The organism is Variovorax sp. J22R115 (assembly GCF_030317005.1).
Classification (GTDB): Bacteria; Pseudomonadota; Gammaproteobacteria; order Burkholderiales; family Burkholderiaceae_C; genus Variovorax.
This window is the reverse complement of sequence record NZ_JASZYM010000013.1, coordinates 205,188-228,813: the sequence shown is the minus strand read 5'-3', so window position 1 is coordinate 228,813 and position 23,626 is coordinate 205,188. Positions and strand designations below refer to the sequence as shown.

Here is a 23,626-nt window from a genome sequence, read left to right as displayed (position 1 = left end):
CGTGAAACACCGCGGAACCGGCTTCGCCGGGCCGCAGGTGTTGCCCCCTCGAGGGGGGAGGCGGCTACACGCAGTGACCAAGCAACGGGGGTGCTCTTCATTTCCTGCAATCGGGCACGTCGCGCGTACCGAGGCCCATCTTCTTGAACTCCTCTTCCGGCAGGCCCAGCGTCTGCGTGATGTTCGGCACTGACTTCACCACCTTGTTGTAGAACGAGCCATCGGGTGCCTTTGTCACTTCCGTGATGTAGGTGGTACCGACGCCGTTGCGGTTGCCGTCGATCTGCACGACGCCCGCTGGCCCGTTGAATTTGGTCTTCTGCAGCGCATCGCGATACGCCTTCTGTCCGCCCGACAGATCGCCCTTGACCGCATCGAGTCCGTCGAGCGCCGCCTTGGTGTTGATGTAGTACAGGTAGGCGAAGAGCGACGGGCTGGGGAAGCCGTCCTTGAAGTTGGCCTTGTAGTCGGCCACGAACTTCTTCCACTCCGGCGTGTCGATCGAATCGGCCATCGGTCCGGCGGAAGCCGTGCCAAGCAACGATTCGCGGCGCTTGCCCTTGAAGTTCAGCACCGTCTGGTCGACCGTGATCGAGCCGCCCACCATCGGTTTGTCGCCGCCCGCCTGCTCGTACTGCGTGAGGAAGTTCACCGCGTCCGAGCCGCCGAGCACGACGACCAGCGCATCGACGTCCTTCGGGATCTTCGCGATCACCGAGGCGTAGTCCTTGGTGCCCAGCGGCACCCACGCCTTGTCGACCACCTTGCCACCCTTGGCGCAATAGCTGGCCATGAAGCCCTGCACCTGCGAATACGGGAATCCGTAGTCCTCCGCGATCAGGAAGGTCTTCTTGTAGCCCTTGGCGAGCGCATGCTCGCCCAGGCCCACCATCCACTGCGCACCCTCGGTGTTGAAGCGGTAGAAGTTGGGCGCCGGGTCGCCCCAGGTCGCGGCCTGCGCGCCCGACGAGCCGTTGATGAAGGTGATGTTCGGCTGCGTCTTCGCGTAGTTCTTGACGGCGATGCCCTCGTCGCCGGACAGCGGGCCGATCATGATCTGCACCTTGTCCTGCTCGACGGCCTTGCGCGTGGAGTTCACGGCCTTGTCGGGTGTCGCGTCGGAGGAGACCTTGACGAACTCGATCTTCTTGCCGCCGGCCATGCCGTTCTTTTCCTTCAGCGCGAGGTCCGCGCCGCGCATGCCGTCCTGCCCGGGCGCCGCGAACGGCCCTTCCAGTGATGCCAGCAGCCCGATCTTCAAGGTCTCCTGGGCATACGCGACGCCGCCCAGGGCGACCAATGCTGCCGCAGCCACGATGCTGCGCCCGAACGATTTCTTGCCTTTGCTCATGTCTCGCTCCTTCTTGTCATCGATGAATGCGGCCATGGCCGCGGTGGGTGAAAGCGGAGCCCAGGCGGTTGCGAAGGCTTTGCCACAAGCCGAGCAACCCGTCGGGTGAAAACAGCACGATCGCGAGGAAGACCCCGCCGATCACGAGATTGAAGCGTTCGCGGTCGACCAGGTCGATCGCGAAGTTCTGCAGCAGCACGAAGACGATCGCGCCGATGAAGGCACCGATGGGGTGCTTCATGCCGCCGAGCACGGCGATGATGAGGATGTTGATCATCGCGCCGACGCCGACGGTGCCGGGCGAGATGCGGCCGTTGTACCAGACCATCAGGATGCCGCCCACCGCCGCGAGAAAGCCCGCCACCGCGTAGGCGCCGACGCGATGCGCCGTCACGTTGTAGCCCAGCGCCTGCATGCGGCGCGGGTTGTCGCGGATGCCCTGCAGCGCGATGCCGAAGGGCGCGCGGATCAGGTGCTTGACAAAGAAGTAGCCGGCCAGCGAGCAGGCGAGCACCAGAAAGTAGAAGGGCATCGGCCGGCCCAGGTCCAGGTCGAAGACCGTCGGCGCCGCGATGCGGCTGAAGCCCTGGAAGCCGTTGAAGACCGTGTAGTTCTGTTGCGCCAGGTAGAAGAAGGCGACACCCACCGCGAGCGTGATCATGATGGTGTAGATGCCCTCGGTGCGCACCGACAGCCAGCCGATGGCGGCGGCCACCAGCGTTGCCAGCGAGATCGCGACGATGAGCGCCAGCCCCCACGGCCATCCCAGACTGATCGCCACGTTGCTGCTGGTACCGAAGATCGCCAGCATGTAGGCCGCGAAGCCCGCGACCGTCATCTGCGCGAGCGAGACCATGCCGCCGTAGCCGCCGAGGAAGATCAGCGACAGCGCGATGAGGCCGAGCGCCAGCGATTGCGCGCCGATCTGGAAAGTGAAGAAGGGCGTGGCGAAGAACGGGTAGGCAAAGACGAAGACGATGACCGCGATGTGACGCCACTTCACGGCGCGCACGACGGACCGCCACCAACTCGAGAAGCGTGCCTCTGTTGCGACGCCGCGCGAGGGCAGCGCCTGTGCGGTGGAATGCACGACCGTCGGCCGGCTCGTATCGCGCACGCCGCGCGCAGCCTCCGCCGCCGCGGCGGACGACGAGTTCATGGCGCGCCGCCACTTTGCCGCGCTCACGAATTCTTCCCCATCAGCCCACGCGGCTTGAAGGCCAGCGCGACCACCATGATCACGAAGGTGAAGACTACGCTGTAGGTCGGCGCGTAGGCGAGGCCGAATTGCTCGGCCAGACCGATCAGCAGCGCACCGATGGCCGCGCCCACCACGCTGCCCATTCCGCCGACGATCACCACGACCAGCGATGCGAGCAGGTAGCGCGTGTCCTCTCCCGGCGAGATCGACAGTGCGGTGCCACCCACGACGCCGGCCAGTCCAGCCAACCCCGCACCGATGGCGAAGGTCAGCGCGAAGACGCGCTGCACGTTGACGCCCGATGCCGCCAGCATCCCCCGGTCATCCACGCCGGCGCGGATCATCATGCCGATGCGGGTGCGCGCGAGCAGCAGCCACAGGCCGACGCCGATCACGATGGAGGCGATCAGCACGACGATGCGATAGGTCGGGAACTTGTTGACCAGCGGCAGCGTGGTCGAACCGTAGATCCATGACGGCGGATCGAAGGTGTAGATCTCGGCACCCCAGGCCCAGAGCATCAGGTCCGCGAGCACGATCGACAGACCTATCGTGACGAGCGTCTGCCGCAGGTCCTGCCCCTGCATGTGGCGGAACACCAGCACCTGCATGAGCAGGCCCATCACGGCGGCTGCGAGAAAGCCCGCGATCACCGCCAGTACCCATGACCCGGTGTGTTCGCCCACGTACCAGCCGACATAGGCCCCGAAAAGATAGAGCGAACCATGCGCGAGGTTGACGTTGCGCATCAGCCCGAACACCAGCGTGAAGCCGCTCGCGACGAGGAAGTACAGCGAAGCGAGCGTGAGTCCGTTCAGGAGGGTCTTGAAGAACAGCGAGGCGTTGTCGACGATCGCCCAGACGGCGAACACCGCGACCGGCACGCCGAACAGCAGCAGGAGCGCCCAGTTCTTTCGGCTCACGCGGCGCGCTCCCAGCCCCGCTGCGAGGCAATCTCCGGCGCCTTGGCGAACTCGCCGTCCTTCATCACCGCGAGGATGCGCTTCGGGTCGCGCAGGATCGACAGATTGGCCAGCGGGTCGCCGTCGACCAGCAGCATGTCGGCCAGGTAGCCGTCCTTGATGACACCGAGTTCGTCCGGCTTCATCATGATCTGGCCGCCGTAGAGCGTGGTCGAGCGGATCGCTTCCATCGGTGTGAAGCCGAGGTACTTGACGAAGAACTCCAGATCCCGGGCGTTCTGGCAATGCGGCGTGAAGGCGAAGCCGTAGTCGCCGCCCGGCAGCACGCGAATGCCGCGCTTGTGCATCTTCGACAGCGACACGCAGGCCGCCTCCCACTCGGTCTCGTAGCCCATGTCGACCGCCATGGCGCGCGTGATGCCGTAGGGCTCGGCCTCGTGCAGCATCGCGTAGAGGATCGCGATGCCCGGTGCGACGAACACGCGGTCCTTCGCAGCCTCGAGCATGTCGATCGCCTCGTCGTCGACGAAGCTCGCGTGGTAGATCAGGTCGATGCCGTGGCGCAGCGCCTGCTTCACGCTGTCCGACGAGCGCGCGTGGGCGATGCCGCGCTTGCCGCGAATGCGCACCTCGCGCATGGCGGCTTCGACTTCCTCGTCCATCATCCAGGTCGTCTCGGAGGGAGAATCGGGCGTGAAGTTGTCGCCCGAGAGGTTGAGCTTGACAGAGTCCACCCCGTACTTGAGGAACATGCGCACGGCCTTGCGCATCTCCTCGGGTCCGGAGATGTTCACGCCGAAGCTGAACTCGGGGAAGGGCAGGTGCGGCAAGGTCTCGTCGCCGAGGCCGCCGAGCACCGTGATCTCCTGGCTGGCGGCGAGGTAGCGCGGGCCGGGAATCTGCCCCGCGTTGATGGCGTTGCGGATCACCACGTCGAGGCGCGGCTTGGCGCAGGCGGCGCCGACGCAGGAGGTGAAGCCCGCCTGGAGATAGCGCCGCGCCACCTTGGCGCACCACAGCACGTGCTCTTCGAGCGGCATGGTCTGGATGGCCGAGAGCGTGGCCGCGTCGTTCCAAGAGAAGTGCGTGTGGGCCTCGCACATGCCGGGCATGAGTGTGGCGCCTGCGCCGTCGATCACGGTCGCGCCGCCGGGGGCGATGGGTGCCGAACTGCGCCCGACCTGGCGGATGCGGTTGCCGCGCACGAGTACGCTGCCGGTGTAGGGGTTCTGCCCCGTGCCGTCGAGGATGCGGACGTTGGTGAAGACGACATCGGCCATGACGTATCTCCTGTGCGACCTATGCGGCCCAGCGGGTGGTGCGCGCGGAGCGCACGGGCGGGGCGCGGTGGAATTCACCGTCCTTCATGACGGCCATGATTCGCGACTTGTCCTGCAGCACGGTGATGTCGGCGAGCGGGTCCCCGTCGACCAGCAGGATGTCGGCGAGGTAGCCCTCGCGGATGTAGCCCAGCACTTTGCCCATGCGCATCATCGGGCCGCCCCATGCGGTGGCGGAGAGCAGCGCTTCCATCGTGCTCATGCCGACGTACTTGACGAAGTACTCCAGGTCTTTCGCGTTGGTGCCGTGCGGTGTCCACGCGAAGCCGTAGTCCCCGCCCGGCAGGATGCGGATGCCGCGCTTGCGCATGGCGCGCATGCTTTCGACGGCGGCTTCGAGCTCGCGGTGGTAGCCCATCTTGCGCGTCACCTCGGGCGTCAGGCCCCACTGGCTCGCGTGATGGCAGGTGTTGATGAGCCAGGCCAGGCCGGGCGCGATGAAGTGCTCGGTCTTCTTCGCCTCCAGCATGTCGAGCGCTTCCTCGTCGGTGAAGCTGGCGTGGTAGATCACCTCGATGCCCTGCTTCACGCATTGCTTGATCGACCAGGTGGAGCGCGCGTGCGCGGCCACGCGCTTGCCCCACGCCTTGGCTTCCTGGACGCAGACTGTGATCTCTTCTTCGGTGAACTGGCTCATCTCGCTCGGCATGCCGGTGATCGATTCGCCGGAGAGATTGATCTTGAGGGAGTCGACGCCGTACTTGGCGAACATACGGACGCAGCGGCGCATCTCCTCCGCACCGCTGACGACCGCGCCGAAGGCGAACTCCGGCTGTGGCAGGTGCGGCTTCGTGGTGTCCCCCAGCCCACCCGGCACGGTGATCTCCTGGCTCGCGGCCAGGTAGCGCGGGCCGATGATGGTGCCGTCGTTGATCGCGTTGCGGATGACCACGTCGAGTCGGGGCTTGGCGGTGGCGGCGCCGACGCAACTGGTCCAGCCCATGTCGAGATAGCGCTTCGCGACTTCGGCGCACCACAGGATGTGTTCTTCCGGTGGCATGCGCTGGATCGCGTCGAGACTGGGTTGGTCGTTCCAGGAGAAGTGCGTGTGCGCCTCGACCATGCCCGGCATGAGGAAGGCGCCGGCGCCGTCGATCACCTGCGCGCCGCTGATGGGTGCGGATCGCGCGCCATAGGCGGTCTTGACGACGCGCGCGATGCGGTTGCCCTGCACCAGCACGTCACCGGTGAAGGGCGCTTCGCCACCACCGTCGAAGATTCGCACGTTCGTGAAGAGGACGTCGGCCATCATCAGTCCCTTGCATGGGTTGCAAGAAAGTCGCGCAGCTCGCGCTGGCACTCCTCGGGGCGCTCGACCGGCGTCCAGTGCCCGCAGCGCGGGAGCACAACCACGCGTTTGCTGGCGGCGCGGTGCAGCCGGTCGGCCATGGCGCGCACGGCCTGCGGCGGTGCCACGCCGTCCTCGTCGCCCGTCACCAGCAGGACGGGCGCCTCGATGTTCTCGACCGCCGCGGGCTGCGCACCGGCCAGCGCTTCGCAGCTGCGCGCATAGCCGTCGCCGTCCTGTCGCATCAGGCTCTCGCGCACGAAGGCCGCGGCCACCGGCAGGCGCTCGCGCGTGTCGCGCGAAATCGCCGCCTGGAGCAGCCCTTGGGTGATCTCGTGCATGCCCGCAGCGCCTTCGCGCGCCTTCGCGGCCCGGGCCTTCATGGCCGTGCGCGCCGCGTCGGGCGGCGCGATGAGCGGGCCGAACAGCGCGACGCTCGCCACCCGCTTCGGATGCGCCGCCGCGATGTGCTGGCAGACGATGGTGCCCATCGAGTGACCGAGCCAGTGCGCGCGCGGGACGCTCAGCCGCTCGCAGATGTTCAGCAGCGTTTCGACATAGCGCTCGATCGACAGCTCGCCCTCGGCCCGCTGCGAGCGTCCGCTGCCCGGCAGGTCGATGCGGATCACGCGATGCCGCACCAGCGCGGGCATCAGCGGCGTCCAGCTGTTGGAGCTGCCGCCCAGCCCGTGCACGCAGACGACGGCGGGGCCTTCGCCTTCCTCTTCCACCGCGATGCGGTCGATCAACTGAAAGCTCATGATGGTTCGAACCTGTTCTCGATGACGCCGACACCGTCGACCTCGATGCGCACCACGTCGCCCGACCTCAGCCATTGCGGCGGGTTCAGGCCCATGCCCACGCCGGAGGGCGTGCCGGTGGCGATGACGTCGCCCGGATGGAGCGTGATGCCGCGCGAGCAGGTTTCGATCAGCGTGGGGATGTCGAAGATCATGTCGCGCGTCTGGCCGTCCTGCCGCAGCGCGCCGTTGACCCAGCCGCGAACGCGGGTGGCGCGGCCGTCGAGTTCGTCGCCCGTCACGATCCAGGGGCCCATCGGGCAGAAGGTGTCGAAGCTCTTGCCCAGGTCCCATTGCTGGTGGCGCATCTGCACGTCGCGCGCGGTCACGTCGTTGACGATGGTGTAGCCGAACACGTGGTCCATCGCGCGCGAGGCTGGAATGTCACGGCCGCCACGGCCGATGACGACGGCGAGTTCGGATTCGTAGTCGATCTGCACCGAGGCGGCGGGCGAGGGAAGGCGCACCGTGTCGTGCGGGCCGACCACGCATTCGCCGAGCTTGCCGAAGACGATGGGCCAGGGGTCGCTCTCGGGCATGGCCGAGCGGAACACCGAGCCAGCCAGCTCGGCCGCATGCGCGCGGTAGTTGCGCCCGACGCAGAACAGGCTTCGCAGCGGGCGCGGCAAGGGCGCGCGGAGGGTGACGAGTTCGACCGGAAGGCGAACGCCCGAAGGTTGCGGCAGCGGCTCGCCGCGGGCCAGCGCCTGGATCAGCGGCAGGGCGCCGAGCGATGCGTCGCGCACGCCCAGCGGCGTGGCTTCACGCCCGTCCGGCGAGATCGTGCCCACGCAGTCGCGACCACCCCAATTCCAGCTGGCCAAACGCATCGACTTTGTCTCCATGGCGTCCCGTGGTCTTGCTGGTGTGCGCCAGTTGCCTCGGGATCTCGGAAGTCTCGGATGACAGGTTTGAGACTTGCGTCTCAAATCGGGATCGCTGCATCATACGGTCCGGCCGCAGCTGTTCACAATAGATTCCGGACCTGTCCGAGCCCCGTACAAACCCCATGGCCCGACTGAAGCACAAGCTGAGCGAACCCCCGACACCCCCCGAACGCGGCGTCAGGGCCGCGACTTTCCGCTTGCTGCTGGACACCGCCATGACCATCATCCAGGAGAGCGGCCACATCCCCTCGGTGGCCGAATGCGCGGCGCGGTCGAAGGTGTCGCGCGCCACTGCGTACCGCTACTTCCCGAGCCGGAGCGCGCTGGTGACGGCGGTGATCGACAGCTCGCTCGGCCCGGTGCGAAGGCTCGCTTCGGACAACCCCAACGGCCGCGAGCGGGTGCACGAGCTGTTCCTGCAGACTTTTCCGCGATTCAAGGAATTCGAGGCGCAATTGCGCGCCGCCGCACAGTTGTCGCTGGAGCAATGGGGCCTGGAGCGTGCAGGGCTGCTGGAGGAGGAGCCCTATCGGCGAGGCCATCGCGTGCGCATCCTCCAGCATGCGATCGAGCCACTCGCGCCACTGATGCGGCCTGCGGTGCGGGACCGGCTGCATCACGCGCTGTCCGTCGTCTACGGCATCGAGCCCTACGTGATCCTCAAGGACATCTGGGGCCTGCGCGATCGCGAGGTCGAACGCACTGCGCTGTGGATGGCCGATGCGCTGATCGATGCGGCGCTGCGCGAATCCGAGCAGAAGCCGCCGTCCAGGCGCAAGACAAGTTGAGGAGTTCCATGCCCAATCGATCGCCCGAGTGGTTCGACGCCCAGTACAACAGCCGCGCACGCATCCCCGAGCATCCGGCGATCCTCCAGCACTGGGCCGATGCATCGGCGCGCGCGCTGGCCCGGCCGGGCTGGGTGTTCGATGTGGCCTACGGAGACGACCCGAGCGAACGGCTCGACATTCTTCCCGCGGGCGTAGATGCACCGGTGTTCGTCTACATCCACGGCGGCTATTGGCGCGCGCTCGACAAGCGCGACCACGCCTTCGTCGCGCCGCCGCTGGCGGACGCTGGCGCGATGGTCGTCAACCTCAACTACGCGTTGTGTCCTTCGGTGAGCATCGAACACATCGCCCTGCAACTCGTGAAGGCGCTGGCCTGGGTCTGGCGGAACGCCTCGGTGCATGGCGGCGACCCGAATCGCATCGTCGTGGCGGGCCATTCCGCGGGCGGGCACCTGGCGACGATGCTGCTGACCTGCGATTGGCAGGCCGTGGCATCGGATTTGCCGGCGGTCCTGGTGAAGTCAGCCCTGTCGATATCGGGCCTTTACGAACTGGAGCCGCTTCGGCATGCACCCTTCCTCGCCGCCGACATCGGCTTGACCGCAGCATCGGCCCTGCGCCTCAGTCCCGCTGCGATGCCCGCACCTTCGCGCGGATCATTAGTGACGGTGGTGGGCGGCGCCGAAAGCGAGGAGTTCCATAGGCAGGCCGCTTTGATCGCCAAGGCCTGGGGCCTGCGCGTCGTGATCGCCTCGGAGATCGAGGCGGGGCGCAACCACATGGATGTGCTCAATCAGCTTGCCGATCCGCAGTCGACAACGAATCGGCAGGCCCTGCAGCTTCTTGGGCTCTGAGTTGCCGAATGTCCGGGCTGCGTTGCACCAAAGTGCTATTCAAATCCAGGGACGAAGACGCTAGGCTGCGCCGAGCAATGCCTCTGGTGGGCGTCGGAGAGGTGCGGTGTGACCAGACGATGGTGGCTGCGAACAGCGCTGGGCGTTATCTTGGCTCGCGGCTACCTGGCCGCGAGTCCGGCGTCGGCCCAACAGAGCATGCCCGCCCGCTCGCCGTTGCTGGAGCCGGCCATTGCCTATGTGCTGGAGCAGCCCTCCGAACATCCCTACTCCGCGGTGCTGGACTATTCGGTGCACTCGAGCCAGCCGCGCTTTCATGTGATTGACCGCTCGACCCGGACCATCGCTCACAGCTTCGTGGTCGCGCACGGCATCGGGTCCGAGCCGGAAGACAACGACGGCATCCCGCAGGTCTTCCTGGATGTGCCCGACAGCTTCGCCAGCAGCATCGGCCTGTTCAGGACCGACGAGATCTACATGAGCCCGACGGAGGGCAACGGTCTCTCCATGCGCCTGCGCGGCCTTTCGCCGACGAACAGCAATGCCTACAAGCGGCTGATCGTCATCCACGCTCAGTGGTACGTCGAGCCGGAATTCGTCGCGTTGTATGGCAAGGCGGGGCGCAGCGACGGGTGCTTGGTCTTCTCTTCCGCCGATCGCGATACGGTGATCGAGCTGTTGCGCGGAGGGGCGCTGATCTTCGCGGTGGCCGGAGTGGCCTGACGGACGCCTTTCGGTGCGCAGGTGTGCCAAAGCGCACATCCACCGCGAGCCACGACAGAAAGAATGGGCGCCGAACCTCAGGAGAACACTATGCAGTGGCCCTCCGCCGCCGAGCTCGGCTTGCGCGCTCCATTGCCGTCGGGCTACCACTACGAGTTGCTTGACCGGCGCCAGATCCCTGCGCTGATTTCGGCGCTTGGAGAGTGGTATCCGGGCATCGCTGTCGGCAACGCCAGCTGCCACCTGCGCGAGGACTTCTACCTGCACAGGGTGTGTCTGGAGGACGAGCTCGATCGAGACTTCATGGTTGTCCTGATCAAGCAGGGCGACCAATTGGCAGGCGTGTTCTCGGGCGAGCGGGATCCGGACGGCGAGGTCTTGTACGGGCGCATCTGCGCCATTTCGCCAAAACATCGGGGCGCGCACCTGAGCAGGAGCGTTCCCCTGCTCGAGGAGGCGCTGGGCCGCGCGATGGGCATGGGGATGGCGTACGGCCTCGCCACGATGCACTACCCGCACATGCAAGCGACCTTCGAGCGTATGGGATGGCGGCTGGTCGGCATCACGCCTGGATTCGACCGGGAACTCGTGGCGCCGGGCGTCGTCAAGCGCGTGTACGAAGCCGTGTACGCGAAGGTGCTGGTGGCGGAGGAAGGGCTGTTGCGACCGCAGGCCCGGAGCATGACGCCAGCGGTCAGGGCACTGTTCGGGTTTCTCTTCCCGGGACAGTGCGACAACGCCTGACGGACCACTGCGCGGACGTGCTACCGTCGCCCACCCTCCAACCAGCGGGGGCTGAACTCCAGGAGACCCATCGTGCAGATCGGCGTACAGAGCTTCGCATCCCGGGTTCCACCGCGTTTCGACAACAAACCCGCCGAGCGGACTTACCTGCTGCAACGCCTCGCCGCCGCCTGTCGCATCTTTGGCCGGCGCGGATTTTCCGAGGGACTTCTGGGGCACATCACGATGCGTGACCCCGAGTTGCCTGATCACTTCTGGGTCAATCCGGTCGGCGTCGCGATGAACCGCGTCAAGGTATCGGATCTGGTTCAGGTCAACCATCAGGGACAAGTGGTGGGCGGCAGCGGCATGGTCAATCCCGTCGGGCTCCTGTTGCACACCGCCATCCATCGAGCGCGCCCGGAGGTGGGGGCCGTCTGCCACGCGCATGCCTTGCATGCATCGACCTGGTCGTCATTCGAGCGATTGCTCGACCCCATCACGCAGGATGCCTGCATCTTCTTCGAGAACCAGGCGCTCATTCGGGAACCGAGGGTGGTACGCGACGCGGAGGCTGCGGCCCGGTTCGCTGCCGGATTCGGCGACAAGCGCGTCGCGATCCATGGCGGGCATGGCATCTTCACGACGGGGCAGAGCATCGACGAGGCGGCCTGGTGGTTCGTTCTGATGAATCGATGCTGCGAATCGCAACTCTTGGCCGAGGCGGCAGGAAAGCCGACCCACTGGCAGACGGAAGATGCCCGCTGGCTCGCGTCGGTACTGGGCTCACCAACATTCGGTTGGCTCTCGTTTCAAACACTGTGGGATGACATCATTGCGAGCGACCCGGATCTCGTGGGTTGAAGCAAGCCAGTAGTCCTCCCGATGAGCCAACCCCCTCGACTTGCCTCCTATTTCTGGAGCGGCGATGCCATCCGCAGCCGAAGCGTGAGCGATGTCGTGCTGTCGGGCACGCTCGACGTGCCGGCGCCTCCTGCAAGGCTGACGGCCGATTGGGAGCGGGAGATATCGTTGCGCGTGGGCCTGGAACCCGGGGATGTCGAGCCATTGCCCTTGGCGCGAGCGCGTGTGCGCTGGCCGGACTACAGGCACTGCGTGCAGGCGGTGTCCGACTGGACGCGCGCGCTCGGTCTGCACGACGTGCTGGCCTCCAGCGATGTCGCCCTGATGGCCTGCCGAGGTGCAAGGTACCACCATGACGGCGCCCAATATGGCGGCGCGGCCTTCTGCAACCTCTTCGTGAGCGAGGACAGGGGGCTGGACGTGCATTTCCCCGCTGCAGGCCGGCGAATCCCCCTGGTCAGGGGCACGGCCCTGATTTTCGACACTGGGCAGCCGCACGCCGTCATCCGGCGCGGCAGCAGCGGCTTCGATTTGGCTGACTTCGCGCCTGAAGAGGATTGCACCCAGATTTTCCTGACCTGGGAGCTTCCCATCGAGCATGCCGACGTCGGACGCGCACTTGGGATCGCGCTCGACATCGACCCCGCAACCTCGTCGCAACTGGATGAAGAGCAAGTTCGGCTGAACGGAGCGCGCGCCAGCGTGTGCCCGGATTCGGGTGCCTACTTGTAGAACGCCTCCACCTTGCCCTTCAGCTTGATCAGCAGGGGCTTGCCCTTGCGGTCCAGCGTACGGCCGGCGGGCACCTTGATCCAGCCTTCGCTGACGCAGTATTCCTCGACGTCGCCGCGCTCCTTGTCGTTGAAGCGGATGCCGATGTCGTGGTCGAACACGGCCGGGATGTGATGCGGGCTGCGCGGGTCGATCGACAGGTGGTCGGGCAGGGGTGGCTTTGGAGAAGTTTCGGTCATGAAATAGAGATTCCTCGAGGCCTCTATTCTGAATTGCCTACCGGCCGGTAGAAACGGGTGTCTCACACGTGACGCACTCTCAGGTGAAACCTTGAGGCCGTACGACCGGTGCCACTTCCACAATCAGCGCCTCGCCTCGATGCCGCACCGGCGTCGTTCCCCCCGAGTCATTCCGAGGAACACGTGGAGCTCTTTTTTCAGCAACTTCTGAACGGCCTCACCATCGGCGGCGTCTACAGCCTGGTGGCACTGGGCCTGACACTGGTGTACGGCATCCTGCACGTGCCCAATTTCGCGCACGGCGCGTTCTACATGACCGGAGCGTTCGCCGGCTACTACCTGATGGCCAAGCTGGGCGTGAACTACTGGCTTTCCATGGCCGGGGCGGCGGCGATCGTCGCGGTGATCGCGATGCTGGCGCAGAGGCTGGTGTTCCATCCCCTGCGCAATGCACCCGAACTGCACGACATGATCGCGGCCATCGGCATCCTGCTGTTCCTCGAGGCGGGTGCGCAGGCCCTCTTCGGAGCGGACTTCCACCGCATGCCGACGCCCTACGGGCAGGTGGTCGAGATCTTCGGTCTCACCGCGCCGCTGCAGCGCCTGCTGATCATCGCGGGCGCATTCGGCCTGATGGTGCTGCTGCACCTGTTCCTCAACCACACGGTGCTCGGCTCGACGATCATCGCGATGGCGCAGAACCGTGACGGCGCCGCGCTGGTCGGCATCGATGCGACGCGCGTGACGCTGCTCGTGTTCGCCATCTCGGGCGCGCTGGCCGCGATCGCGGCGGTGCTCTATGCGCCGATCAATCTCGTCTACCCGGCCATGGGCAACCTCGTGATCACCAAGGCCTTCGTGATCATCATCCTGGGCGGCATGGGCAGCTTCCCGGGGGCGATCGTCGGCGGGCTGATCATCGGCATGGCCGAGAGCTTCGGCGGCTTCTATTTCTCGACGGACTACAAGGACATCATCGCCTTCGTGCTGCTGGTCGTCATCCTGTCCTTTCGGCCCCAGGGCCTCTTCACCGCGAAAGGGGCGCGCTGATGAACTGGCTTCAAGGCAGAACGGGCTGGACGCTGCTCGCCGTCGTGGCGCTCGTGTTCCCCTACTTCGCGCAGAACAACTACCTGATCTCGGTGGCGACGCAGGCCTTCATCATGGCCATCGCCGCGCTGGGGCTGAACCTGATCACCGGCTACACGGGCCAGTTCAATCTCGCGCATGGCGCCTTCATGGCCGTCGGTGCGTACACGGTCGGCATCCTGACGGTCGATCACCACGTCGCGTTCTGGCTGGCCTTCGTGCTGGCCGGTGTCGTGACCGGCGTGCTCGGCTTCTTCATCGGCCTGCTGTCACTGCGGCTCAAGGGCCACTACTTCTCGATCTTCACGCTGTGCGTGAGCTACATCATGTTTCTGCTCATCGAGAAGTGGGAGAGCCTGACGCACGGGCCGGTGGGCATCATGGGCATCCCGGCGCCCACGGGGATCGGGCCGGTGCAGTTCGGGACGCCGCTCTCGCAGTACTACCTGGTGCTGGCCTTCCTCGCGCTGGGCATCTGGATCATGTCGCGCATCGTGCATTCGCTGCTCGGCCGCAGCTTCATGGCGGTGCGCAACAGCGACGACCTGGCTGAAGCGCTCGGCATCGACCTGATGCGCACCAAGACGCTGTCCTTCGTACTGTCCGTGGTCTATGCCGGGTTTGCTGGCGCGCTGTACGCGGGGCAGGTCCGCTTTCTCGGGCCGGATCTCGCGAGCGAGGTGGTGACCTTCGACCTCGTCATGTTCACGCTGGTCGGCGGCATCGGCACGCTGCTCGGGCCGCTGGTCGGCACCTTTTTGGTCACCTGGCTCACGCAGAGCCTGCAGTTCCTGCAGGACTACCGCATGGTCGTGTTCGGCCCCGTGCTGATCGCGCTGATCATCTTCCTGCCCGACGGCATCGTCGGCACTTGGCTCAAGCGGCGCGCGCAGCGCGCGGATGCGGCCAAGGCGGCGAAAGCGCGGCCGGCGGAACCAGTCGTCGTCGACGCAGGCGCGAGGGAGGCACAAGGCAATGCTTGAGATCAACGACCTGACAAAGCAGTTCTTCGGCCTCACCGCGGTGGACCAGGTATCGACGCGCTTCGAGCGCGGGCAGGTCAGCGCCATCATCGGACCGAACGGCGCAGGCAAGACCACCTTCTTCAACCTGGTGGCGGGCACGCACAAGCCGACCTCAGGGCGCATCAGCTTCAACGGCCGGGACGTCACGGGCATGCGGCCGGATCACGTCGCCAAGCTGGGCATCGCGCGCACCTTCCAGACCACGCACCTGTTCGACAACGCGACCGTGCTGGACAACCTGATCGTCGGCCACCGGCTGCGCACGAAGTCGGGGCTGTGGGACGTGCTCGCGAACACGCGGCGGCTGAGGGAGGAAGAGCGCCTGTGCCGCGACAAGGCACAGGAAGCGCTCGACTTTGTGGGCCTCTCGCACGTTGCCAACCGCATCGCAGCCGACATCACCCAGGAGGAACGCAAGCGCGTGGCCTTCGCGCTGGCGCTCGCGACCGACCCCGAACTGCTGCTGCTCGACGAGCCGGCCGGCGGCGTGAACCCCGAGGAGACGGTGGGCCTCGCGGCCCTGATCCGCAAGCTGGTGGACCACGGCAAGACCGTGTGCCTGATCGAGCACAAGATGGACATGATCATGCGACTGGCCGACAAGATCGTCGTGCTGAACAACGGCGCCAAGATCGCCGAGGGCACGCCCGCCGAGATCCGGCGCGATCCGCACGTGATCGAGGCCTACCTGGGAGCCGACCATGCTGCGGTTTGAAGGCGTCGACCTGCACTACGGCAGCTTCCGCGCGCTGAGCGGCGTCAACCTGCACGCCGCGCCCGGCGAGTTGGTCGTGCTGCTGGGCGCCAATGGCGCGGGCAAGACCTCGATCTTCATGGCCGCGAGCGGCATCCAGAAGCCGAGCGCCGGCAGCATCCGCTTCGGCGATCGCGAACTCGTGGGCCAGCGGCCCGCGCAGATCGTCGGCGCGGGCCTGGTGCATTGCCCCGAGGGACGCAAGCTGTTCCCGATGATGTCGGTCAAGAAGAACCTCACGCTCGGCGCCTACGTGCACCGCCGCGACAAGGCGGGCATCCAGCGCTCGCTCGACGAGGTGTTCGAGCTGTTTCCGATCCTCGGGAAAAAGCAGAACGATCCGGCCGGCTCGCTGTCGGGCGGGCAGCAGCAGATGGTGGCCATCGGCCGCGCGATGCTCGGGCGACCCAAGCTGCTGCTGCTCGACGAGCCGTCGCTCGGCCTCGCGCCGCTGATCGTCAAGCAGGTGTTCGAAGTCATCCAGCGCATCAACCAGTCCGGCACCACCGTACTGTTGGCCGAGCAGAACGCTTACTCGGCCTTGGCCATCGCCCACCGCGCCTATGTGATCGAGCGCGGCCACATCACGCTGGAAGGCGATCGCGATTCGCTGCTCCACAACGAGGCCGTGCGCGCCGCCTACATCGGTGCCTGAGCCGACGCCCTTCTTCTTCTTTCCATCAACCGGAGACATTCCCTCATGAACAGAACCGCAATTTCCCGCCGTCGCCTGAACCTGCTGCCCATCGCCGTGGCCCTCGCGGGTGCGTTCGGCGCCGGCAGCGCCCTCGCGCAGGACACGGTCAAGATCGGCTTCACCGGCCCGCTGAGCGGCGGCGCCGCGCTCTACGGCAAGAACGTGGTGAACGGCATGGAAATGGCCATCAAGGAAATCAACGCCGCGGGCCTGGAGGTCGGCGGCAAGAAGGTCAAGCTCGAACTGGTGGCGCTGGACGACAAGTACTCGCCGGCCGATGCCGCGATCAACGCGCGCCGCCTGGTGCAGCAGTACCAGACACCGGCGGTGTTCGTGCCGCACTCGGGCGGCATCTACGCGATGCAGGCGTTCAACGAGCAGGAAAAGTTCATCGTGATGGCGTACTCCAGCACGCCGAAGATCACCGAAACCGGCAACAAGCTCACCATTCGCATTCCGCCGACCTTCAACTCGTACATCGAGCCCTTCACCCAGTACGAGATGAAGAAGTTCGGCAAGAAGGTCGGCATGCTGCCGGGCGACCACGAGTACGCGAAGAACTGGTCCCAGCTCTTCGGTCCGGCCTGGGAGAAGGCGGGCGGCACCATCGCATCCAACAACCCGATGTCCTATAACCGCTCGGCCGACTTCTACAGCGGCGTGAGCCGCGTGCTGGCCGAGAAGCCGGATGTGCTCTTCGTCGGCGGCCCGTCGGAGCCGACCGCGCTGGTCGCCAAGCAGGCGCGCGAGCTGGGCTTCAAGGGCGGCTTCCTGATCATGGACCAGGCCAAGCTCGACGAGATGGCGAAGGTCACGGGCGGCCTCGCGCCGCTCGAAGGATCGATCGGCGTGCTGCCGGTGTCGTACGACGATCGCGTGGGCCCCAAGACCTTCGCCGCCGCCTATCGCAAGGCCTACGGCGCCGACAAGGACCCGACCACCGAGTCCTCGTACAACTACGCGCTGACGCATGCGGTGGCCCTCGCCATGAAGCTGGCCGGCACGACGACGGACGCCACCGCCATCCGCTCCAAGATCGGCGAGGCGCTCACCAAGCTGCCGAAGGAAACGAACGCCGGCAACTTCAACGGCGTGGACGCCGTCGGCGGCACGATCGTCGATCCGCTGGTCGCCACGGTCGAGGGTGGCAAGATCAAGCCCGTGAACCTGAGCGATCTGATGAAGTAAACCGGTGGGCCGCGCCCGGTCCACTCGAAGGAAGAGAGGCATGCCATGTCCCATGTTTCATTCGAAGTCGATCAGGCGGTCTGCACTATCACGCTGAACCGGCCGGAGAAGCGCAACGCCGTCAACGGTGTTGTCGCGTCAGAACTGCTGGCCGCGTTCGAGCGCTTCGAGGCCGATGAGACTTTGCGCGTCGCCGTGCTGACAGGCGGGGGTGGTCACTTTTGCGGCGGCGCTGATCTCGGCGCGGTCAGCAATCCGGCTGAGCGCAACGAACTCGACCCCGAAGGCGGCGGGAACGGGCCGATGGGGCCGACGCGGATGGCGCTGTCGAAGCCGCTGATCGCTGCGGTCAACGGCTATGCGGTGGCCGGAGGGCTGGAACTCGCGCTGCTGGCGGATCTTCGCGTCGCGGACCAGGACGCGACCTTCGGCGTGTTCTGCCGCCGCTGGGGCGTGCCGCTGATCGACGGCGGCACCGTGCGTTTGCCGCGCATCGTCGGGATGGGGCGTGCGCTCGACCTCATTCTCACGGGGCGTGCCGTGCCAGCACCCGAAGCGTTGGCGATGGGCCTGGTCAACCGGCTCACCCCGCCGGGCGGCGCATTGGCCGCGGCGCAGGAACTGGCCCGGCAGATCGCCGCGTTTCCGCAGCAATGCATGTTGGCCGATCGAAGGTCAGCGTACGAGCAGTGGGATCTTCCGCTCGACGTGGCACTTCGTCGTGAAGGCGCGCAGGGCGTGCCCGTGGTGCTGGCGGAAGGCGAAGCCGGCGCGGCACGCTTCGTCGCCGGCGCCGGCCGTCACGGCACGTAGGGGGACGCCGGCGAATCGTCAGGCCACGCCGCGGTGCCTGCCGTACTCCATGCGGGCGATCGCGCGGTTGTGCACTTCGTCGGGGCCGTCGGCCAGCCGCATCGTGCGCATGCTGGCGTACTGCTTGGCCAGCCCGAAGTCCGTCGTCACGCCGCCCGCGCCATGCGCCTGGATGGCGTCGTCGATGATCTTCAGCGCCATGCGCGGTGCGGCGACCTTGATCATCGCGATCTCGAGCTGCGCGACCTTGTTGCCCACCCGGTCCATCATGTCGGCCGCCTTGAGGCACAGCAGGCGCGTCATCTCGATGTCGATGCGCGCTTCGGCCACGCGCTGCTCCCACACGGATTGTTCGGAGATGCGCTTGCCGAAGGCCACACGCGATTGCAGGCGCTTGACCATCTTCTCCAGGGCGACTTCGGCGCTGCCGATGGTGCGCATGCAATGGTGGATGCGTCCCGGGCCGAGACGCCCCTGCGCGATCTCGAAGCCGCGGCCTTCGCCCAGCAGCAGGTTGGACACCGGCACGCGCACGTCGCGAAACACCACCTCGGCATGGCCGTGCGGCGCATCGTCGAAGCCGAACACCGGCAGCATGCGGACGATTTCGATGCCGGGCGTGTCCAGCGGCACGAGGATCTGCGACTGCTGCGAATGGCGCGGCGCCTCGGGGGCGGTCTTGCCCATGACGATGGCGATCTGGCAGCGCGGATCACCCACGCCCGACGACCACCACTTGCGGCCGTTGATGACGTAGTTGTCGCCGTCGCGGCGGATCTCGGTCTGGATGTTGGTGGCGTCCGACGAAGCCACGTCGGGCTCGGTCATCAGGAAGGCCGAGCGGATCTCGCCAGCCAGCAGCGGCTGCAGCCAGCGGTCCTTGTGCGCGTCGCTGCCGTAGCGGATCAGCACTTCCATGTTGCCGGTGTCCGGCGCCGAGCAATTGAAGACCTCGGAGGCAAAGCCGACCTTGCCCATCTCTTCCGCGCACACGGCGTATTCGAGATTGGTCAGGCCCGCGCCGCGGTAGGGGCTGCCTTCCGGCACCGAGTCGCGCGGCAGGAAGAGATTCCACAGCCCTTCGGCCTTGGCCTTGGCCTTGAGTTCCTCGACGATGGGAACGACCTGCCAGCGGTTCTCGCCGAAGTCCTTCATCTGCTGCACGTACACCGGCACGGCGGGGTAGATGTGTTGGTTCATGAAGGCCACGACGCGGTCGCGCCAGTGCACCTGCTTGTCGGAAAGGGTGAAGTCCATGCGGAGCTTTCTTGAGGAGGATTTCAGCAGGTCACGCCGCCGTCGATGACGAGGCTTTGGCCTGTCATGAAGGCGCCCGCCTGCGAGGCAAGGAATACGGCGGCGCCGGCGATCTCGTCGGGCTCTCCGATGCGCCGCAGCGGCGTGTTGGACGTGCGGTGCTTGAGGTTCTCGGGGTCTTCCCACAGCGCGCGTGCGAAGTCGGTCTTGATGAGGCCGGGTGCGATGCAGTTCACCCGCACGCTGTGCGGCCCGTATTCGACGGCCAGGTTGCGCGCGAGCTGGAAGTCCGCGGCCTTCGACACGTTGTAGGCGCCGATGACGGGCGATCCACGCAGTCCGCCGATCGACGAGACGATGATGATCGAACCCTCCTTGCGCTCGATCATCTGCGGCACCGCGAAGTTGATCAGCCAGTGGTTGGCGATGACGTTGTTCTCGAGGATCTTGCGGAACTGGTCGTCCTCGATGCCGCCGAGCGGGCCGTAGTAGGGGTTGGAGGCCGCATTGCAGACGACGATGTCGACCCGGCCGAGTTGCCGCGTCGTCTCTTCCACCAGATGTTGCAGATCCTGCTTGGAAGAAATGTTGGCGGGCACGGAGATTGCGGCGCCTTCGCCGTGGGCCCGGTTGATGGCGTCGCGCACTTCGGCGCAGACCTCGGGCTTGCGTGATGAGATGACGACCTTGGCGCCATGCTCGGCCATGCGCTCGGCGATGGCGCGGCCGATGCCGCGCGAGGAACCCGTGATGATGGCCACCTTGCCGGCCAGTGAAAACAAGGACATGGATGTCTCCTGACTGCCTGAAAATGCAAAGACCGGATCTTCGAAGAACGAGGAAAAAAGGACGGTCCTTTAAGTGACTCGGCCTCGAATCCCCGGCGTACCGAGTGTTCCATCCGATGCATGATCGCGCGCCCAACCATCGATTGCCACGCATGCCCGTCGAGACCTCGAGAGAAACGCAGACTGCGCGCTTCAATGAAAAGCGCGATGCGATTCTGGGCGCCGCGGCGTTGCGATTCAATGAGCAGGGCGTGAAGGGAGCGACGCTTGCCGACATTGCGGCCAGCGTGGGACTGGTGACCAACAGCGTCACCTACTACTACCGCAAGAAGGAAGATCTCGCGACGGCCTGCTTCCTGCGTGCGATTGCGTTGTTCGACGACATCGCGAAGGCCTCGGTGCGACAGCCGAACGTGCCCGAACGGGTGCGCTCGTACTTGCGCAGCCACGCGGCCCTGCAGGCCGCCGTGCGCGTCGGCCAGCATCCACCGGTGGTGGTCTTCAGCGACGTGCGGGCGCTGCCGAGCCCGCAACTCGAAGCGGTGCATCGCGCCTACACGGACATGTTCCGCCGCGTGCGCTCGCTCTTCAAGGGTGAGGAGACCGCAGGGTGGGCCAAGGACACCCGCAATGCGCGCACCCACGTGCTGCTGTCGCTCGCCAACTGGCTGCCGGTGTGGTTCGGACGGTACGAGGAATCGGAATACGTCCGAATGGCCGATCGTGTGGCCGACATCGCGCTCCACGGCATGGGCGCCGCCTCGGCCGAATGGCAGGTGGAGGGCGATGCATCATGGCCGATACCGACCGAGGCCGGTCCCCTTGATGCGTTCTTGCGCGCCGCCACGGCGCTGGTGAACGAGAAGGGCTATCGCGGCGCCTCGGTCGACGAAATCTCGGCCCGTCTCCATGTGACCAAGGGGTCCTTCTATCACCACAACGACAACAAGCTCGACCTGATCGCGGCCTGCTTCGACCGCACCTTCAAGGTGGTCCGGCAAGCGCTGGAGGCCGCGGAGTCGGTTGAGGGCAGCGGCTGGAGGCGGGCGGCCTCGGCAACCCAGGCACTGGTGCGGTTCCAGCTTTCCGGGGAGGGTCCGTTGCTTCGGTTGTCGTCCACCAGTGTGCTGCCCGATCAGGCGGACCGCGCCCGCGTTCACAAGACGTTGCAGCAGCTGACCGAACGCATGGCGAGCGTGCTCGTCGACGGCCTGATGGACGGTTCGGTGCGTCCGCTGGACACGTCGATCGCTGCGCAGATGGTGATGGGGCTCGTCAACGGCGCTGCGGAATTGCACCGCTGGGTGCCGGGAGTCACCGAAGAGTCAGTGGCCGCGTTGTACGTGCGGCCGATTTTCTGCGGCCTGTTGAGCGCCGACTAGCGGGGAGGGTGGCGCCGCGGGCGCTTCAGGTAGGCGTCCCGCACGATGAGCGCCATCGTCTCGATCGGTGTGAAGACCATCGATGCGCCTGCGAGCACGGCGCAGCAGAAGTCCCCCAGCTGGAAGATCGCCGGCGGATAGGGTTGGGCGAGGAAGGGGCTGAGCAAGACGGCGTGGGCCACGAAGAGCACGAAGTTGGCAATGACCACCGCGATCAGCAGCCCACTGCGGAACATGGCGGAGCAGATCAGCCCCTGCAGCGTGGCTGCGGCGAGCAGCGCCATGCCCATGGGGTAGCCCGCAGCGTAGGCCTCCAGGCCGAGCGCTGCGAGCACGAGCGAGACGGCAGCCAGGAGCGCCGACTTCCGGCGCACGGATGCCAGGGCGGCCACCGGCCGCACAGGCTCCATCATCAGTGGAGTGGCGCGCCGCGGATCGTGTCGGCGGATTTCTGGAGCTGGCGCTCCATTTCCTCCGTGAGGTGCGATCTGCCCCACCAGCCGAGATGATCGACCAGCCATCCGCCGACGAGCACCATCGCGAGGACGCCAAGGGTGTAAAGGTCTGAGTCCATGATCCGCTTCCCTTCCGATTCGATGGCTCCAGTCTGTACGGGCGCAGCCCTGCTGTGAATCTGCCAATCGACAGGTGTTGTTAAACGACGGCGTACAGCTTTTGACATTGCGCCGGGAAGGCATCCACGGCTAGCCCTTGCCCGATTTACGCGATGTCCCCAGGGCCTTGGCGCGTTCCTTCTGCAACTCCTTGAGGCGCGCCACTTGATCGGGGCAGTCCGCCTGGGTGCCGATCAGCACCACCGGATTGCGCCGCAGGGCAGTGACGGTCTTCTCGACCTGCGCCGGATCGCGGTGCTTGACCACCAGCCCGGCGGCCACGGCGGCCTTGGACTGCTTGTAGAAGGCTTTTTCGAATCCCGGCGTGCCGCATCGCGCGGCGATCACCCGATAGTCCGCTTCCTGCTGCTCTCCCGACGAGTCGGACGGCTGCGCGCCTGCGGCCCACGGAAGGCAAGTGGCGAATACGCAGAACAGGGCTTGGACGTTGAAGCGCGCTTTCATGACACCCTCACTTCCGCACCCGGCGGATGGAAGTGAGAGTGATTTTGCGCCGATCAGTTGCCGCGTCGAAACAAAGTTTGTGGCAACTCACACTCAGCTGATCAGCTGATTCTTCAGCGCGTAGTAGGTCAGGTCGCTGTTGGAGGCGAGGTTCATCTTCTCCATCAGGCGGCTGCGGTAGGTGCTGACCGTCTTGACCGAGAGCGAGAGGTGCTCCGCGATGCTCCCAGCCGTTTCACCGGTGGCCAGCTTCAGGAACACCTGGAACTCACGTTCGGACAGTTGCTCGTGCGGTGCCGCGTCGTTCTTGCGGTCGAGCTGGCGTGCGAGCAGCTCGGCCACTGCGGGCGTGATGTAGCGCCGGCCCAGCGAGATGGTGCGGATCGCATCCACGATCTCCTTGGGGTCGCATTCCTTGTTGAGGTAGCCGCTGGCGCCCTGGCGGATGAGGTTCATCGCGTAGTGCTCTTCGGGGTAGCCGCTGAGGATCAGGATGCCGGTGTCGGGCGCCTTGGCGCGCACCATCGCGATCGCGTCGATGCCGCTCTGGCCCGGCATGGACAGGTCCATGACCAGCACATCGATCTCGTGGGATCGCACCAGGTCGATCGCTTCGCGTCCGCTGGCCGCTTCGCCGACGACACGGAGGTCGACGTGTTGCGAGAAAAAGTCCTTCAGGCCCGTCCGCACGATCGCGTGGTCGTCCACGATTCCGATCTTGATCATCTTTTGCTCCTCAAGTTATTGGCCGGGTGAGCATGCGGCGAACACCCGCCATTGCATGTCTGCGGGCGACCCGAGAGCGCGTAGGACAAGCCGTGAATCAGCTTGCAGGAAA

The 23,626-nt window shown here is 66.0% G+C and carries 27 protein-coding genes; 13 read left to right on the top strand and 14 right to left on the bottom strand.

Annotated features, from left to right (window positions below; all coding sequences use genetic code 11):
• Window positions 1–97 precede the first annotated feature (97 nt).
• The 7 genes from QTI04_RS23435 to QTI04_RS23405 are packed head-to-tail and all read right to left on the bottom strand — an operon-like array spanning window position 98 to window position 7,733.
• Window positions 98–1,351: an ABC transporter substrate-binding protein gene (locus QTI04_RS23435; RefSeq protein WP_286617732.1), complete on the bottom strand. Its 1,254-nt coding sequence runs from the start codon at window positions 1,349–1,351 to the stop codon at window positions 98–100.
• Between the two features lie 16 nt (window positions 1,352–1,367).
• Window positions 1,368–2,510, bottom strand: a complete 1,143-nt coding sequence (locus QTI04_RS23430) for a branched-chain amino acid ABC transporter permease (RefSeq protein ID WP_286617731.1) — start codon at window positions 2,508–2,510, stop codon at window positions 1,368–1,370.
• A 23-nt stretch (window positions 2,511–2,533) separates the two neighbouring features.
• Window positions 2,534–3,475: a branched-chain amino acid ABC transporter permease gene (locus QTI04_RS23425; protein ID WP_286602274.1), complete on the bottom strand. Its 942-nt coding sequence runs from the start codon at window positions 3,473–3,475 to the stop codon at window positions 2,534–2,536.
• Complete coding sequence (locus QTI04_RS23420) at window positions 3,472–4,755, bottom strand: amidohydrolase family protein (RefSeq protein WP_286602273.1); 1,284 nt, start codon at window positions 4,753–4,755, stop codon at window positions 3,472–3,474. The genes QTI04_RS23425 and QTI04_RS23420 overlap by 4 nt, the downstream gene beginning before the upstream one ends.
• A gap of 19 nt (window positions 4,756–4,774) precedes the next feature.
• A complete protein-coding gene (locus QTI04_RS23415; RefSeq protein ID WP_286602339.1) occupies window positions 4,775–6,064 on the bottom strand; it encodes an amidohydrolase family protein in 1,290 nt (429 codons plus the stop codon).
• Between the two features lie 2 nt (window positions 6,065–6,066).
• On the bottom strand, window positions 6,067–6,864 hold the full coding sequence (locus QTI04_RS23410; protein ID WP_286602272.1) for an alpha/beta fold hydrolase: 798 nt from the start codon (window positions 6,862–6,864) through the stop codon (window positions 6,067–6,069).
• The gene (locus QTI04_RS23405; RefSeq protein ID WP_286602271.1) at window positions 6,861–7,733 is read right to left on the bottom strand and encodes a fumarylacetoacetate hydrolase family protein; all 873 of its coding nucleotides are present in this window, start codon (window positions 7,731–7,733) and stop codon (window positions 6,861–6,863) included. The genes QTI04_RS23410 and QTI04_RS23405 overlap by 4 nt, the downstream gene beginning before the upstream one ends.
• Before the next feature lie 179 nt (window positions 7,734–7,912).
• Here QTI04_RS23405 and QTI04_RS23400 point away from each other — a divergent pair, with 179 nt between their 5' ends.
• The 6 genes from QTI04_RS23400 (at window position 7,913) to QTI04_RS23375 (ending at window position 12,477) form a co-directional block, all read left to right on the top strand.
• Window positions 7,913–8,578: a TetR/AcrR family transcriptional regulator gene (locus tag QTI04_RS23400; protein WP_286617730.1), complete on the top strand. Its 666-nt coding sequence runs from the start codon at window positions 7,913–7,915 to the stop codon at window positions 8,576–8,578.
• 8 nt (window positions 8,579–8,586) lie between these two features.
• Window positions 8,587–9,435, top strand: coding sequence for an alpha/beta hydrolase (locus QTI04_RS23395; protein ID WP_286617729.1), 849 nt, complete (start codon window positions 8,587–8,589; stop codon window positions 9,433–9,435).
• A 108-nt stretch (window positions 9,436–9,543) separates the two neighbouring features.
• Window positions 9,544–10,158: a murein L,D-transpeptidase catalytic domain-containing protein gene (locus QTI04_RS23390; RefSeq protein WP_286617728.1), complete on the top strand. Its 615-nt coding sequence runs from the start codon at window positions 9,544–9,546 to the stop codon at window positions 10,156–10,158.
• A 90-nt stretch (window positions 10,159–10,248) separates the two neighbouring features.
• Window positions 10,249–10,902 (top strand): hypothetical protein, encoded by a 654-nt coding sequence (locus tag QTI04_RS23385; RefSeq protein WP_286617727.1) that lies wholly within the window; start codon window positions 10,249–10,251, stop codon window positions 10,900–10,902.
• Window positions 10,903–10,974: 72 nt separating this feature from the next.
• Window positions 10,975–11,745 carry a class II aldolase/adducin family protein gene (locus QTI04_RS23380; protein WP_286617726.1) on the top strand — a complete coding sequence of 257 codons (771 nt, stop codon included), beginning with the start codon at window positions 10,975–10,977 and terminating at the stop codon, window positions 11,743–11,745.
• A 21-nt stretch (window positions 11,746–11,766) separates the two neighbouring features.
• Window positions 11,767–12,477, top strand: coding sequence for a hypothetical protein (locus QTI04_RS23375; RefSeq protein ID WP_286617725.1), 711 nt, complete (start codon window positions 11,767–11,769; stop codon window positions 12,475–12,477).
• Here the strand turns inward: QTI04_RS23375 and QTI04_RS23370 are convergent.
• Window positions 12,468–12,716 carry a DUF3297 family protein gene (locus tag QTI04_RS23370; protein WP_286602258.1) on the bottom strand — a complete coding sequence of 83 codons (249 nt, stop codon included), beginning with the start codon at window positions 12,714–12,716 and terminating at the stop codon, window positions 12,468–12,470. The two genes, QTI04_RS23375 and QTI04_RS23370, sit on opposite strands and share 10 nt — an antisense overlap.
• A gap of 183 nt (window positions 12,717–12,899) precedes the next feature.
• Here QTI04_RS23370 and QTI04_RS23365 point away from each other — a divergent pair, with 183 nt between their 5' ends.
• The 6 genes from QTI04_RS23365 to QTI04_RS23340 are packed head-to-tail and all read left to right on the top strand — an operon-like array spanning window position 12,900 to window position 18,282.
• Window positions 12,900–13,766 carry a branched-chain amino acid ABC transporter permease gene (locus QTI04_RS23365; RefSeq protein WP_286602257.1) on the top strand — a complete coding sequence of 289 codons (867 nt, stop codon included), beginning with the start codon at window positions 12,900–12,902 and terminating at the stop codon, window positions 13,764–13,766.
• On the top strand, window positions 13,766–14,788 hold the full coding sequence (locus QTI04_RS23360) for a branched-chain amino acid ABC transporter permease (RefSeq protein ID WP_286617724.1): 1,023 nt from the start codon (window positions 13,766–13,768) through the stop codon (window positions 14,786–14,788). Before QTI04_RS23365 ends, QTI04_RS23360 begins: the two co-directional genes overlap by 1 nt.
• The gene (locus QTI04_RS23355; protein WP_286617723.1) at window positions 14,781–15,545 is read left to right on the top strand and encodes an ABC transporter ATP-binding protein; all 765 of its coding nucleotides are present in this window, start codon (window positions 14,781–14,783) and stop codon (window positions 15,543–15,545) included. The genes QTI04_RS23360 and QTI04_RS23355 overlap by 8 nt, the downstream gene beginning before the upstream one ends.
• Window positions 15,532–16,239 carry an ABC transporter ATP-binding protein gene (locus QTI04_RS23350; protein WP_286617722.1) on the top strand — a complete coding sequence of 236 codons (708 nt, stop codon included), beginning with the start codon at window positions 15,532–15,534 and terminating at the stop codon, window positions 16,237–16,239. Before QTI04_RS23355 ends, QTI04_RS23350 begins: the two co-directional genes overlap by 14 nt.
• Window positions 16,240–16,284: 45 nt before the next feature.
• Entirely contained in the window at window positions 16,285–17,469 is a 1,185-nt protein-coding gene (locus QTI04_RS23345) for an ABC transporter substrate-binding protein (RefSeq protein ID WP_286617721.1), read from the top strand.
• A 45-nt stretch (window positions 17,470–17,514) separates the two neighbouring features.
• Window positions 17,515–18,282: a crotonase/enoyl-CoA hydratase family protein gene (locus tag QTI04_RS23340; protein WP_286617720.1), complete on the top strand. Its 768-nt coding sequence runs from the start codon at window positions 17,515–17,517 to the stop codon at window positions 18,280–18,282.
• An 18-nt stretch (window positions 18,283–18,300) separates the two neighbouring features.
• Here the strand turns inward: QTI04_RS23340 and QTI04_RS23335 are convergent, their stop codons facing one another.
• Together QTI04_RS23335 and QTI04_RS23330 are read right to left on the bottom strand one after the other, a co-directional pair.
• Window positions 18,301–19,539 (bottom strand): acyl-CoA dehydrogenase family protein, encoded by a 1,239-nt coding sequence (locus QTI04_RS23335; protein ID WP_286617719.1) that lies wholly within the window; start codon window positions 19,537–19,539, stop codon window positions 18,301–18,303.
• A gap of 23 nt (window positions 19,540–19,562) precedes the next feature.
• Window positions 19,563–20,327, bottom strand: coding sequence for an SDR family NAD(P)-dependent oxidoreductase (locus QTI04_RS23330; RefSeq protein WP_286617718.1), 765 nt, complete (start codon window positions 20,325–20,327; stop codon window positions 19,563–19,565).
• A gap of 152 nt (window positions 20,328–20,479) precedes the next feature.
• On the opposite strand from QTI04_RS23330, the gene QTI04_RS23325 reads away from it, so the two are divergent.
• Complete coding sequence (locus QTI04_RS23325) at window positions 20,480–21,709, top strand: TetR/AcrR family transcriptional regulator (RefSeq protein WP_286617717.1); 1,230 nt, start codon at window positions 20,480–20,482, stop codon at window positions 21,707–21,709.
• On the opposite strand, the gene QTI04_RS23320 is transcribed toward QTI04_RS23325, so the two are convergent.
• From QTI04_RS23320 to QTI04_RS23305, 4 genes are all read right to left on the bottom strand, one after another.
• Window positions 21,706–22,101 (bottom strand): hypothetical protein, encoded by a 396-nt coding sequence (locus QTI04_RS23320; protein WP_286602243.1) that lies wholly within the window; start codon window positions 22,099–22,101, stop codon window positions 21,706–21,708. The two genes, QTI04_RS23325 and QTI04_RS23320, sit on opposite strands and share 4 nt — an antisense overlap.
• A gap of 20 nt (window positions 22,102–22,121) precedes the next feature.
• The gene (locus tag QTI04_RS23315) at window positions 22,122–22,283 is read right to left on the bottom strand and encodes a hypothetical protein (protein WP_286602242.1); all 162 of its coding nucleotides are present in this window, start codon (window positions 22,281–22,283) and stop codon (window positions 22,122–22,124) included.
• A gap of 130 nt (window positions 22,284–22,413) precedes the next feature.
• Window positions 22,414–22,788, bottom strand: coding sequence for a hypothetical protein (locus QTI04_RS23310; RefSeq protein ID WP_286617716.1), 375 nt, complete (start codon window positions 22,786–22,788; stop codon window positions 22,414–22,416).
• Window positions 22,789–22,881: 93 nt separating this feature from the next.
• A complete protein-coding gene (locus QTI04_RS23305) occupies window positions 22,882–23,514 on the bottom strand; it encodes a response regulator transcription factor (RefSeq protein ID WP_286602240.1) in 633 nt (210 codons plus the stop codon).
• Window positions 23,515–23,626: the final 112 nt, after the last annotated feature.